Source organism: Kribbella sp. NPDC006257, from assembly GCF_040613535.1.
Taxonomy (GTDB): Bacteria; Actinomycetota; Actinomycetes; order Propionibacteriales; family Kribbellaceae; genus Kribbella.
In genome coordinates, this window is record NZ_JBEXSJ010000024.1 from 122,000 (window position 1) to 135,056 (window position 13,057).

Annotated in this window: 13 protein-coding genes; 6 read left to right on the top strand and 7 right to left on the bottom strand. The window is 67.3% G+C overall.

Translation table 11 applies throughout. The annotated features are described in order from the left end of the window. The first annotated feature begins 96 nt into the window (after positions 1-96). Entirely contained in the window at positions 97-825 is a 729-nt protein-coding gene (locus ABZ004_RS26760; protein ID WP_355683805.1) for a hypothetical protein, read from the top strand. Positions 826-1,124: 299 nt separating this feature from the next. Here ABZ004_RS26760 and ABZ004_RS26765 read toward each other — a convergent pair whose 3' ends face one another. From ABZ004_RS26765 to ABZ004_RS26780, 4 genes are all read right to left on the bottom strand, one after another. Next, complete coding sequence (locus ABZ004_RS26765) at positions 1,125-1,751, bottom strand: CGNR zinc finger domain-containing protein (protein WP_355683806.1); 627 nt, start codon at positions 1,749-1,751, stop codon at positions 1,125-1,127. A 4-nt stretch (positions 1,752-1,755) separates the two neighbouring features. Further along, on the bottom strand, positions 1,756-2,712 hold the full coding sequence (locus ABZ004_RS26770) for an SPFH domain-containing protein (protein ID WP_355683807.1): 957 nt from the start codon (positions 2,710-2,712) through the stop codon (positions 1,756-1,758). After that, complete coding sequence (locus ABZ004_RS26775; RefSeq protein ID WP_355683808.1) at positions 2,712-3,035, bottom strand: hypothetical protein; 324 nt, start codon at positions 3,033-3,035, stop codon at positions 2,712-2,714. Before ABZ004_RS26775 ends, ABZ004_RS26770 begins: the two co-directional genes overlap by 1 nt. Positions 3,036-3,343: 308 nt before the next feature. Further along, a complete protein-coding gene (locus tag ABZ004_RS26780; protein ID WP_355683809.1) occupies positions 3,344-4,099 on the bottom strand; it encodes a TetR/AcrR family transcriptional regulator in 756 nt (251 codons plus the stop codon). 147 nt (positions 4,100-4,246) lie between these two features. Here ABZ004_RS26780 and ABZ004_RS26785 point away from each other — a divergent pair, with 147 nt between their 5' ends. Then, a complete protein-coding gene (locus ABZ004_RS26785; RefSeq protein ID WP_355683810.1) occupies positions 4,247-6,439 on the top strand; it encodes an MMPL family transporter in 2,193 nt (730 codons plus the stop codon). Here the strand turns inward: ABZ004_RS26785 and pdxH are convergent. Then, on the bottom strand, positions 6,388-7,029 hold the full coding sequence (gene pdxH / locus ABZ004_RS26790; RefSeq protein WP_355683811.1) for a pyridoxamine 5'-phosphate oxidase: 642 nt from the start codon (positions 7,027-7,029) through the stop codon (positions 6,388-6,390). The genes ABZ004_RS26785 and pdxH overlap by 52 nt on opposite strands. A gap of 180 nt (positions 7,030-7,209) precedes the next feature. Further along, positions 7,210-7,812, bottom strand: a complete 603-nt coding sequence (locus ABZ004_RS26795; protein WP_355683812.1) for a hypothetical protein — start codon at positions 7,810-7,812, stop codon at positions 7,210-7,212. Between the two features lie 133 nt (positions 7,813-7,945). Between ABZ004_RS26795 and ABZ004_RS26800 the strand changes: the two genes are divergently transcribed. Together ABZ004_RS26800 and ABZ004_RS26805 are read left to right on the top strand one after the other, a co-directional pair. Further along, positions 7,946-9,058: a citrate synthase 2 gene (locus ABZ004_RS26800; protein ID WP_355683813.1), complete on the top strand. Its 1,113-nt coding sequence runs from the start codon at positions 7,946-7,948 to the stop codon at positions 9,056-9,058. A gap of 29 nt (positions 9,059-9,087) precedes the next feature. Further along, positions 9,088-9,765, top strand: coding sequence for a DUF2293 domain-containing protein (locus tag ABZ004_RS26805; protein WP_355683814.1), 678 nt, complete (start codon positions 9,088-9,090; stop codon positions 9,763-9,765). On the opposite strand, the gene ABZ004_RS26810 is transcribed toward ABZ004_RS26805, so the two are convergent. After that, positions 9,762-10,463, bottom strand: a complete 702-nt coding sequence (locus ABZ004_RS26810; RefSeq protein ID WP_355683815.1) for a helix-turn-helix transcriptional regulator — start codon at positions 10,461-10,463, stop codon at positions 9,762-9,764. The two genes, ABZ004_RS26805 and ABZ004_RS26810, sit on opposite strands and share 4 nt — an antisense overlap. A 235-nt stretch (positions 10,464-10,698) precedes the next feature. Between ABZ004_RS26810 and ABZ004_RS26815 the strand changes: the two genes are divergently transcribed. Together ABZ004_RS26815 and serC are read left to right on the top strand one after the other, a co-directional pair. Then, entirely contained in the window at positions 10,699-11,532 is an 834-nt protein-coding gene (locus ABZ004_RS26815; RefSeq protein ID WP_355683816.1) for a phytanoyl-CoA dioxygenase family protein, read from the top strand. 252 nt (positions 11,533-11,784) lie between these two features. Continuing rightward, positions 11,785-12,909, top strand: coding sequence for a phosphoserine transaminase (serC, locus tag ABZ004_RS26820; RefSeq protein WP_355683817.1), 1,125 nt, complete (start codon positions 11,785-11,787; stop codon positions 12,907-12,909). Positions 12,910-13,057: the final 148 nt, after the last annotated feature.

The window sequence follows — 13,057 nt, forward strand, 5'->3', positions numbered from 1 at the left end:
CGCAGGTTTCCCCGCGCTTTCCTGCGCAATCGATGCCACACCTAACTCGTTCGACCGCTTCAACCGACTGCTGGCGGTTCGGGCTAGGGTCTTCGGATGACGAGTGAGGTGGTGCGGATCGCGCCGCGCTTTCGCGGGCCGGCCCAATCAGGCAACGGTGGTTACGTCGCCGGCACAGTCGGTACGGCGCTCGCCCGCGTCGCCGGCGACCTGGTCCCCCAGGTCCGCCTCCTACTCCCCCCACCCCTCGACACCACCCTCTCCCTAACCACCACCCCCGAAACCGCGGTGCTGGCGGACGGTGGGACGTTGGTGGCTTCGGCGACCGCTGTCGATGCGGGGGTGCTGGCCGACGCGGCGATCGACCCGGTGAGTGCCGACGAGGCGCGCGCGGCCGAGTCGTCGTACCGGGGCCTCTCGAACCACCCTTTCCCGGGCTGCTTCGTCTGCGGCCCGGAGAACGCCGAAGGCCTGCAACTCCGCCCCGGCCCGATCGGCGACGACCGCACCGCCTGCACCTGGACCCCCGCCGCAGACCTCGCCGCCGCCGACGGCCTGGTCGACCCGGTCTACCTCTGGTCGGCCCTCGACTGCCCCGGCGGCTGGTCCATCGACCTTGACGGCCGCCCGTCCGTCCTCGGCCAGATGACCGCCTGCGTGGACGCCCGCCCCACCCCCGGCGACCCCTGCGTCATCATCGGCCGCCTCCTCTCCGAAGACGGCCGCAAAACCCACACCGCAACCACCCTCTACGACCCCGACGGCCGAGTCCTCGCGCGAGCCCACCACACCTGGATCCTGGTAGATCCCGCCCTCTTCAACTGACCAGCCGGACCGCCAACACTCACCAACCTCCACCGACACCCGCAGCCAAGCGTGCGCCAGCCCAATCCCCAGCAGAAAGAACAAGTTGATGAGTGTCAGCGGTCCGCCAATCCCCGAACTCCTACCGACCAGCTGACCGGGCGGCGCCCCACAGCACCCGCGGTCGATGTCTGCCAGGCCGGCAGGTTGTTCGGCCGCTGGTGGGTTGTTCGGCCGCTAGCAGGCCAATTTCGCGACAGCGGGGGAACATCGCGCCACCGGGCCGACCAGGCAGTGGTGCGAGGCGCTTGGGCGGGGGGTCAGCGGGTTCGGGCGGCGTGGGCTCGGACTTTGGCTCGGTTGCCGCAGGTGGACATGGAGCACCAGCGGCGGCGGCCTCGGGGGTCGAGGAAGAGCCAGCCGCAGGCGTCGCCGGGGCAGGCTCGGATGTGGTCGCGGGAGGGGCCGGTGAGGAGGTCGGCGGCGAGGATCGCGAGTTGGTCGAGCGGGAGACTCAGATCTTCGGGGAGGTCCCAGGCGGCCCGGAAGCCGGGGCGGTCGGCTGGTACGGCGAGGAGGCGGCGGCGGGCGGCTGCTTTGTCGATCACGCGGGCGACCGCGTCGAAGGACCCGGCAGCAGAGGAGTCCGTGAGTACGTCGTACAGGTCGGCCCGGAACTCCCGCGCCGCATCGAGTCGCCGGGCGGCGTCCGTCGGCTTGACCGAGGCTTGCTCGATCAGCCGGAAGACGCTCGCGTCGGTGAGCAGACCGACGTACCCGCTCCAGATGACGAGCGCCTGGTACGACGTGAGCCATTCGCTCCGGGCGGGCCCTCGGCCGGCCCACTCGGAGCGGGTGTTCAGGAAATCCAGCACCGGGTCCGCGCCGACCGGCCTGGGCAGGACGACACCCTGCACCAGCTCGAGATGGGACGGCAGCGCGGACATCGGATCAGCGCGGCGTGGTTGTGGTGGACGGCGTGGGCACCGGGATGCTCACGTTGCCGTTCTGCGGAATCACCATGAACTGGATCTTGCCCGACTCGATCGCGGATTTCAGCAGGTAACCCTGTGACCCGAGCAACGCGACCTGCTGCTTGACCGACTGCAGTTCGACGTTGACCTGCTGGTTCTTCTGCTCCTGCGCCTGCTTGGCGAGCTCGGCGCGTTGCTTGGCCTCGAGCCCGTCGATGATGCCCTTGTCCAGCGGCGTCGGCTTCTGGATGGTGAAGGAGAGCTCCCCGCATCCGTTGGCGCCGGTGTAGGACGGCCCGCAGAAGTAGTCGCCACCGACAGCGGCCGGCAGGATCTCGGTGAACTTCGACGCCGCCTCGGTCTGGAACTTCGTCTTCCGGGCCTCGTTGTTGTACAGCTCGTTCCACAGGTAGTTCGTGGCAACCGCGGCCAGTGCCCGGTCGATCTGCGGGCGGAAGTAGGACTGCAGCATCGCGTCCCAGCCCGACTGCGTGTACGCGTCGGTCTTCAGCCCGATCCGCTCGTGGAACTGCTGGATCACCTTCGGATCCCGGTTCAGCGTGAAGTAGACCTGCACCCGTACGCCGAGCCGCACGTTGTCCTTGCTGACCACGGTGACCTCGTCGGCGTCCTCGGTGTCCGCGCCGGCCCCGCCGATGATGTAGGACCGCTGGTCGATCGGGTAGGTGTACATCTTGTCGCCGGGGCCGATCAGCTTGTTCGTCGCACCCGGCGGCACGATCGACTTGAACTTCTTGTCCTCGATCACGCCACCGCCGTAGTGCAGCCCGATCCGGTTCGCGTCCGTGCTGGCGAAATTGAAGATGTTCAGCAGGATGATCAGCGCGATCACGGCGAGCACCAGGCCGCCGATCACCTTCACCTTCACGCTGCCGCCCTTCGCGACCGTGGTCACGGTCCCCGGTTTTGCCATCAGTGCTCGAGCTCCTTGCCCTCGGTGAGCCGCCGGATGTCGGCGAGCGTCAGGTCTGCGGTGACCGCGACATCGCGCGGCACCGACGGATGCGAGCTGAGCGTACGCAGGCCCTGCTCGGCAGCCGCGACCGCCTTCTCCAGCCTCCGGACCTCCTGCAGCAACGCCTTCGTCTCGGCGTTCAGCTCGGTCACGGACTGCTCGGCGACGGCGGCCCGGCGGTACGACGACCACGCGAACCAGACGGTTCCGACCAGTAGGACGATGACGGGCAACCCCAGCCTGAAGACCATGTCCTCATGGGACCACGAGAAGTCGTTCATCTGTGGGCGAAAACCTGTTGAACGGCCTCCGGTCGCGACGTAAGTTTCAGGTACACGCGAAGGGAGGTGGTCCAGAGTATGAATTTCACTCGGACTCGTGAGGTGGCGGCGGGCTGACCGCCAACCACTGATTCAAGTGGGCAAGTGGTCGGCCAGTTCAACGCCGCCACCGGATCCGTGGGTAGTCAGGAAAGTCCGCCTGACCCTGAGCTCGGCCACCCGGTCGTGTCTCCGGAAGCGCCCACGGATCTCTTTTATTTCTCAGAGCCCGTACGCCGGTACGCCGGGCGCCGGATTGTCCGGCTGACTCAGTCCGCCGGTGGGCAGTCGAGTCCCAGGGCTTCACCGATCTCGCGGAGTTGCGCCGCGAAGTACGCGCCCGCGTCGTCGAGAGCCCAGTGCAGTTGGCCGAAGACCTCCATGCAGATCAGGCCGTAGAGCCGGGTCCAGTAGGTCAGCGCCAGGTAGACAGCACCCGGCGGCATCCCACCGAAGAAGGCCGCTTTCTGTTCCAGCTGAGCCTGCAACTCAGGTCCGAGCAGCTCCACCGGCGCACTCTCGAACGGCTGTTGGTGCCAGACCTTCGTCACCAGCTCCACGAACACCGCGCCGAACCGCATCGCCGCCTGATGCCCCGCGGTCAGCTCGTGCCCCGGGTCGAGCGGGTCCGGCACCGGCGCCCCGAACAGCAGCCCGAATTCCGCCGGATGCGCCAGCGCCCAATCTCGCAGTCCGCCGGCGATCATGAACAGCTGCTCGCCGAGATCCGCCGCCGGATCGCTGTCCCGCAGCTGGATCAAGTACGCCGTCAGCTCGTCGTACAGGTCGGCGATCAGGGCCGAGATGAGGTCCTCGTGGCTGCCGAAGTACCGGTAGAGCGCCGGCGCGCTGAGCCCGAGCTCGCGCGCCACGGCACGCAGTCCGACCGCGGGCAGGCCGCCCTCAACCAGCAGCTTCCGCGCCGCGGCCTTGATCTCGGCGACCGTCGCGGCCCGCTGCCGATCCCGCCGGCTCTCGGCGACCGTTGCAGCCTGCTGCTGATCCCGCCGGCTCTCGCCCTCCACCGTGACCTACTCCTTCGTCGTCGTCCCGAACCGTATCGCGAACTCCTTGACAGCCGGGCCCGACCTGCGGTTCAGTTTACACCGTTAACTGTTAACGGTGTTCACCGCAGTGATCGCTGTTAAATCTCCGTCCGGAGGGAGCACGACGTGTTCGAGAGGCTCGGCACCTTCAACTACCGGCACCGCCGCCTGATACTGGCCCTGACCGGCCTGTTCGTGGTCGCCGCGATCGCCTGGGGCACGGGAGTGTTCGGCTCGCTGGCGAACGGCGGCTTCGAGGCGCCCGGCACCGAGGCCGCCCGCGCGGTCCGCACGGTCGAGCAGAACATCGGCCGCTCCGGCACCGACGTCGTCGTGCTCTATCGCAGCCCGACGCAGACCGTCAGCGACCGCACCTTCCGCAGCGCCGTCGAGCAGGACCTCGCGGCATTGCCGAAGGAGGACGTCATCGGCACGACGACCTTCTGGACGACCAAGTCCCCCGCTTTCGTGTCGAAGGACCAGCATTCGACGTACGCCGTACTGACGCTCGCCGGCTCCGATCCGGACCAGCGGCTGGACACCTTCCGAAAGATCGCCGACCAGGTCCGGCAGGCGCCGGCCGGGATCGACGTGCTGGTCGGCGGCGAGGACGGCATCAACGACGAGATCAACACCCAGACCGAGCACGACATCGTGCATGCGGAGACGATCTCGCTGCCGATCGTGCTGGTCCTGCTGGTGATCGTCTTCGGCGGCCTGGTCGCCGCGAGCCTGCCGTTGTTCGTCGGCGGGCTGGCGATCCTCGGCGCCTTCGTCGTTCTGCGGGCGCTCACCACCTTCACCGACGTCTCGGTGTTCTCGATCAACATCGTCACGATGATCGGACTGGGACTCGCGATCGACTACGCCTTGTTCATCGTCACCCGGTTCCGCGAACAACTTGCGCTCGGCAACGATGTGGAGACGGCGCTGACCATCACGATGGGCACGGCCGGCCGGACGGTCGCGTTCTCCGGGATCACCGTCGGGGTGGCGATCTCCAGCCTGGTGCTGTTCCCGGTGATGTTCCTGCGCTCGATGGCGTACGGCGGTGCCGCGGCCGTCCTGGTCGCCATGGTCGCCGCCTTGACCGCACTCCCCGCGTTGCTGGCCGTGCTCGGCGATCGGGTGAACAAGCTGACGGTGCCCTGGTTGTCGAAGCGAGGAGGACCCGGGGCGACCGAGCACGGTCCGTGGTACCGGCTCGCGCACAGCGTGATGCGGCGCCCGGTGCGCTACGTCGTCGTACTGGTTCCTCTGCTCCTGGCGCTCGGAATTCCTTTCCTGCAAGTGCAATTGGGCGGCGTGGACCATCGGGCCTTGCCGGCCGGAGCCGACAGTCGCACGGTCACCGAGACCCTGCAGAACGACTTCGCCGGCGCCGGCGGATCCGACGTACTGGTTGCCGTCCGCTTCGCCACTCCGCCGGCGAACGCCCAGCAGATCTTGGCTCCTTATCTTCAGCAACTCGGTCAAGTTCGCGATGTGCAGGACGTCCGGCTCACGGGCTACAAGAACGGCGTCGCGTCCGTCGAGATCCACACTCACTACACCTCGCAGGAGCTGCCGGCTCGCGATGTCGTGAAGTCGGTTCGTGCTGTACAACCGCCCGCCGGCACCACCGTCGAAGCAGGTGGCGACACCGCAGCCCTGATGGATCTGCTGCACGTACTGCGTGAGCGGGTGCCCTGGATGGCCGGATTCATCATGCTGGTCACGTTCCTGTTGCTGTTCGTTGCCTTCGGCTCCTTTGTGCTGCCGGCCAAGGCGCTGCTGATGAATGTCCTGTCGCTCTCGGCGTCCTTCGGAGCGATGGTCTTCATCTTCCAGGACGGACACCTGTCCGGGCTGCTCGGCTTCACCCCGTCGGGATTCCTGGAAGCGACGAACCCGGTGCTGCTGTTCGCCGTCCTGTTCGGGCTGTCGATGGACTACGAGGTGTTCCTGCTCAGCCGGATTCGCGAGGAGTACGACCGGACCGGCGACAACACCCGCTCGGTCGCCCTGGGGCTGCAGCGCACCGGCGGGATCATCACCAGCGCCGCACTGCTGCTGATCATCGTGGTCGGCGCGTTCGCCACCTCGGGCATCGTGTTCGTGAAGATGATCGGCGTCGGGCTGGCGATCGCGATCCTGATCGACGCGACCGTCGTACGGGCTCTGCTGGTCCCGGCGACGATGCGCCTACTCGGCCGCGCCAACTGGTGGGCACCAGGCCCGTTCGCCCGCTGGTGGAAGAAGCACGGCTTCCGGGAGACCGGGCCCGATCAGGGCTGGAGTCTGAGTAGTTCCCAGGACGAGGAGCTCGTACGCCGGTAGGCCAGGCGGTCGTGCAGGCGGCTGGTGCGGCCTTGCCAGAACTCGAACGACTCGGGACGGATCCGGTAGCCGCCCCAGAAGTAGGGAGTCGAGATCTCGGTGCCCTCCGGCCACTGCCGTTCGTAGGAGGCGTACTGCAGGTCGAGCTCCTCGCGGCTCTCCACTGGCTGGCTTTGCTGGGACGACCAGGCGCCTAGCTGGGAGCCGCGCGGTCTTGAAGCGAAGTACGCGTCGACCTCGTCCTGAGCGACCTTCTCGGCGACACCCTCGACCCGGACCTGGCGTTCCATCGCGTGCCAGGGGAAGACCAACGCGCAGTACGGATTGGCCGCCAGGTCGTCGGCCTTGCGGGACTGCTGGTTGGTGTAGAAGACGAAGCCGCGGTCGTCCAGGCCCTTCAGCAGCACGGTCCGCGCCGACGGACGGCCGTTCGCGTCGGCGGTGGCGATCACCATCGCATTCGGCTCGGCGAGGCCGGCCTCGGTCGCCTGCGCGAGCCACTTGCCGAACTGCACGATCGGGTCGGCATCGACCTGGCTCTCGAGCAACTCTCCCAGGCCGTAGGTCTTCCGCATCTCTCCTAGGTCCACAGCTCCGAGCCTAGTGCCCCGTGTCGGAAGTTCCGTTAGCGATAGCGGTGTTCAGGTGCGTGCCTCGCGGTGGCGGAGGGAAGGCCTCGATGTTTTTCCATCGTGGCCTTTCCTCCGCTGCCGTGAGGCGCGTGCCTGGGCGCCGGTAGCGCAACGGAACTTCCGACACGGGGCACTAGATCAACGGTGCGGCGGACCATCCTGAGGCGGCTGTCCATGCTGCCACTGACCCTGCTGGCCGGGATTCGGCTGACCGGGGAACGTCTGCCCGGGGTACTGCTGGCCTGGGTACTGCGGTGTGGGTAGTTGCTGGCCGGGTTGGTAGTAGCCCGGACCGTCCTGCAACGGCTGCGGCGTACGCCGGGCATCGGTGGCCACGCGTCGTACGCCCAGCGCCAGCAGGACAGCACCGACAAACACCACCGAGCCGTCCCAGACGATGTAGCCGGCGGTGTTCGTACCTGGGATGACGAACAGCTTGGACAGGTTGAAGGCCTGACGGAGCGGCAAGAGGTAAACAGCGACGCCCACCAGCGTCAGCATGCCGCCGGCACCGAGCAGAGCACCTCCCGCGATCGGGCGGATCGACAGGACGAGACCGACCACCAGGGACGCCGCCAGGATCAGCAGCACCCAGGGAATGCCGCCCGACAGGCTGTTCTCGAATCGCACGGTCCGTAGCAGGTTCAGCTTGACGCCGGCGTAGTTGACCACCGCGACGCCGGCCCAGGCGACCACGACGCCGACCGGCAGCCCGAGCAGAGGGTTCGACTTGGTACGCATGGCTGCGAGCGTAATCGCCGAACGAGTCACAGATCTGTCCGTGCGGCGAGCCAGCGAACTATGCTGCCTTGGCGCCACCAGAAACGAGTTTATGCTTCCTGGGCGCCATCATCGACAAGGGAGTCAGCGGCTGATGTCAGATCCGAAAACCGAGGTTCAGCACGGTCTCGAAGGTGTCGTCGCGTTCGACACCCAGATCGCCGAACCTGACAAGGAGGGCTCCGCGCTGCGTTACCGCGGGGTCGACATCGAGGATCTGGTCGGCCGGGTACCGTTCGAGAACGTCTGGGGCCTGCTCGTCGACGGCGCGTTCACCCCTGGTCTGCCGCCGGCCGAGCCGTTCCCGCTGCCGGTGCACACCGGCGACATCCGGGTCGACGTCCAGTCCGCGCTGGCGATGCTCGGTCCCGCCTGGGGACTCGGGCAGCTGTACGACATCGACGACACCCAGGCCCGCGACGATCTGGCCCGCGCCGCGGTGATGGCACTCTCGTACGTCGCTCAGGCGGCGCGCGGCATCGGGCATCCGATGGTCCCGCAGCGCGAGGTGGACAAGGCCTCCACCATCACCGAGCGGTTCATGATCCGCTGGCGCGGCGAGCCGGACCCCAAGCACGTCAAGGCCGTCGACGCGTACTGGACGTCGGCTGCCGAGCACGGCATGAACGCCTCGACTTTCACCGCCCGGGTGATCGCCTCGACCGGCGCCGACGTCGCTGCTGCCCTGTCGGGTGCTGTGGGCGCCATGTCCGGTCCGCTGCACGGCGGTGCGCCGGCGCGCGTGCTGACGATGATCGAGGGCGTCGAAAAGAGTGGTGACGCCCGTTCGTACGTGAAGGGTCTGCTGGACGCCGGCGAGCGGCTGATGGGTTTCGGGCACCGCGTGTACCGTGCCGAGGACCCGCGCGCCCGCGTACTTCGCCGTACGGCACAGGAACTCGACGCACCGCGCTACGAGGTCGCCGAGGCACTGGAGAAGGCCGCCCTCGCCGAGCTGCGCGAACGCCGCCCGGACCGGGTGCTGGAGACCAACGTCGAGTTCTGGGCCGCGATCGTGCTCGACTTCGCCGAGGTGCCGCCGCCGATGTTCACCTCGATGTTCACCTGCGCCCGTACTGCGGGGTGGAGCGCGCACGTGCTGGAGCAGAAGCGCACCGGCCGTCTGATCCGCCCGTCGGCGATCTACTCCGGCCCCGACACCCGCCCGGCAACATCCATCGAAGGCTGGAACCCCGACTGGGCGTAGCCGCCCTCCTGCGACAGAGGATCGGTGCCGTGAGTCCTGCCCCGAAGCTGAAGCCTGACGACCTGCTGGTCATCTCGCCGCTCAAGGAGTTCACCTGCGCGGACTGCGGGACGAACGAAGCCGGTCTGATGCGGCTGGAGGACGACGCGCCGCATTGCCTTGCCTGCATGGATCTTGACCACTTGGTCTTCCTGCTGTCGGGCAATACGGCACTCACCCGACGGGCGCGGAAGGCGAGCACGCTGTCGGCGATCGTGGTGCAGTGGAGTCGGAGGCGGAAACGGTACGAGCGGCAGGGCGTGCTGGTCGAGCAGGCCGCTCTGGAGGTTGCCGAAGAACAGTGCCTTGCCGACTCCGACGTACGGGCGCGGCAGCGGGAACGTGCTCGGGAGAAGCGCGCTGTGGAGGATGTCGAGTTCCAGGAGCGGATGGCTTCGGAGATCTCCCGGCTGTTTCCTGGCTGCCCGGCCGACCGTGCACAGGCGATTGCTCAGCATGCGGGGACCCGGAGTAGTGGGCGAGTCGGTAGATCAGCTGCCGGACGCGCTCTGGAGGAGAACGCAGTCACGCTCGCGGTGGTCGCATCGATCCGCCACGAGAACACGCCGTACGACGAACTGCTGATGGCCGGTGTGGCCCGCTCCGAGGCACGCGAGCGGATCCGCGAGCAGTTGGATCAGGTGCTTGAAAGCTGGCGTGCCGGCTAGGCGTTGCGGCGGGGTCTGGCAGTGCTGGGTGAGTGGCCGGTGCGTTGCTTGTACTGGCGGCTGAAGTAGGGGACGTCCGCATAGCCGAGGGCTGCTGCAACCTGGGTGACGGTCATGCCGGTCTCTGTCAGTAGCTGGTGTGCTCTGTCGATCCGTGCCTTGATCAGGTACTGCGCGGGCGCCATACCGTTCTGCGCCACGAACCTCCGAGTGAACTGAGCCCGCGAGAGTGAGGCGCGCGCAGCCATCTCCTGCACACTCCAGTCGCGTCCGGGATCCTGGCGGATCACCTGAGCGACCTCCTCGATCGCTGTATCGACACTGCTCGCTGTTGTCCCGTGCGCTGCCTCCCAGATCAGGCAGAGGAACTGCTCCAAGCAGAGCTCCGCTTGCCGCTCCCCCAACCGATCACCCCGCCGGTACGCCGAATCCGAACTCCGCGCCAGCGCACCGAGCAGCACGCGATCCTGCACGTCTCCCCACCGCTGCTCCGGTACGACGTCCGCCGGGTGCGCCTCGAAGTGCATGCCGAAGACCAGGAGCCGTCTGCGAGGGTCGTGATTCGCCGTCGGTGCGTCGCCTGGAGCGAAGACTGCGCAGGTCCCTGGGGCTAGTTCCGTCGTCCGGTTGTCGAGTTCCAGTCGGCCGATGCCGTCCAGGACGCACCACAGCAGGTGGTCCGGCAACGGGCGTGACACCCAGGACCAGCTCGGCTCGCACCGCCAGAAGGTGGGCGGGGAGACCAGCCGCAGAGCTAACGGCTGTCCTTTGGCGAGAGCATCAGCCCCCTCCCCTCCCCTTTCCTTCTCTTTGCTTTGTGAGGCGGAGTGTCGCTGATGCGTCAAAACCTCAAGTCCTTGCGTCGAACCACCGTGGCTTTGGTGTTGATGGTCTCGGAGAATCAGTGTGTCAGATCGAGCACGGGAGTTGTGGATGAGCGTTTCGTTCAAGGACGAGTTCGACCGTTCGGGGTACACGTTGGTGCGGGGATTGTTCGGGCGGGACGAGGCCGAGGAGCTGCGGGACCACTACATGATGCTGCGGCGACGTGGCTCGTACTCCGGCGACGAGTCCGGCGTCGCGGCGGGGAGCCGGGATCCGTTGCGGCGGTATCCGCGGATGGCGCAGATGCATCGGTGGGACGACATCTCCTTGCAGTGGTTGATCGACCCACGCATCGACCAGGTCCTGACCACACTGCTCGACAAGTCGCCGTACGCCGTACAGACGATGCTCTACTTCAAGCCGGCGGGGTCGCGTGGGCAGGCGCTGCACCAGGACAACTTCTATCTGAAGGCCGAGCCTGGTACTTGCGTGGCGGCCTGGATGGCGCTTGATCCGGTGGACCAGGCGAACGGGTGTCTGGAGGTCGTGCCGGGGAGTCATCGGTGGCCGATCCTTTGCACGGAGAAGGCGGACACCAAGGTGAGCTTCACCGACATCACCGTGCCGCTGCCGGAGACGGCTGCCGCAGTACCGGTGGAGATGGAGCCGGGGGACGTGCTGTTCTTCCACGGCGCTCTCGTGCACGGCAGTGCGCCCAACGTCACCACTGATCGGTTCCGGCGGGCACTGATCGGCCACTACATCCAGGGCGAAGCCGAGAAGGTCGCGGAGTACTACCACCCGGCACTGCGGATGGACGGCACTTCCCTCGAACTCGACATCGCCGAGGGCGGCGGCCCCTGCGGCGAATGGCAAACCACCGACACCGGCCCAATAGCACTCCTCACCGGCCAAGAACGCACCACCCGCAAACACGAGTAGTCACCTGGTGAAGCGTGGGCTCACCTCCTCCTGGCACGGTTACCCCATTGCTAGAGGAGTGGGGGAAGCACACCAGCAGGAGGTGAGCACACGCTTCGCACGCGAAAGCTCGGCGGGCGGGGCTGGCGGCGTACAGGGAAGGGGTCCGGGGTTCGGGGGTTGTTACGGGGGTGTGGCGGGGGTGTGGAAGACTGGGGGTTGCTGACAGCGTCGTCGGCGAGGAATTCAGCCAGACGACGAAGGGAAACGCTGGTGACCAGCGACATCATCATCCCCGCAGAGCTCAAGCCGATTGACGGACGTTTCGGTGCCGGTCCTTCGAAGGTTCGCCCGGAGGCGGTTGCGGCGCTGGCGACCGAGGGCGCCAAGCTGCTCGGCACCTCGCACCGTCAGGCGCCGGTGAAGAACCTGGTCGCCCGGGTCCAGCAGGGCGTGGCGGATCTGTTCAACCTGCCCGACGGCTACCAGGTCGTACTCGGCAACGGCGGTTCAACCGCGTTCTGGGACATCGCGACGTTCGCGCTGATCCGGGAGAAGAGCCAGCACCTGAGCTTCGGCGAGTTCTCCTCGAAGTTCGCCAAGGCCGCGCAGCTCGCGCCGCACCTGGGCGAGCCGAGCGTGATCAAGTCCGACCCGGGCACCCGGCCGGTCGCGGTCGCCGAGGCCGGCGTGGACCTGTACGCCTGGCCGCACAACGAGACCTCGACCGGCGTGATGGCGCCGGTCAAGCGGGTCGCGGGTGTCGACGAAGGTGCGCTGGTCGCGATCGACGCCACCTCGGGCGCGGGTGGTCTGCCGGTCGACCTGAACGAGGTCGACGTCTACTACTTCGCACCGCAGAAGTGCTTCGCCGCCGACGGTGGACTGTGGATCGCGATCATGTCGCCGGCCGCCCTGGCGCGGGTCGAGGAGATCACCGCGTCCGGTCGGTGGATCCCGGCGTTCCTGGACCTGGCGACCGCGATCGACAACTCCAGCAAGAACCAGACGTACAACACCCCCTCGCTGGCCACACTCTTCCTGATGGCGGAGCAGACCGACTGGATCAACAGCAACGGCGGTCTGGACTGGAGCGTCGCGCGCACCACGGACTCCAGCAACCGGCTCTACAACTGGGCCGAGAAGTCGGACTACGCGACGCCGTACGTGACGGACGCCGACGCACGCTCGCTCGTCATCGGCACCATCGACCTGGACGACTCGATCGACGCCGCAGCCGTCGCCAAGGTCCTCCGCGCGAACGGCATCGTCGACACGGAGCCCTACCGCAAACTCGGCCGCAACCAGCTCCGCGTCGCCATGTTCCCCGCGGTAGACCCCGACGACGTCGAAAAACTCACCCAAGCCATCGACTACACCATCGAAAAACTCCGCTGACCTCGCCACCCCCACAGCCGTCCGCCCACCACGGCGGACGGCTGTTCCGCTTCCCCGGGCCTCAAGGCGCTTGGGGGTTATCCCCTCATACTGTGGGTTGGCCCACGGTATGCACCCAGGCAACCCGCAGATTGTGGGGATAACCCCT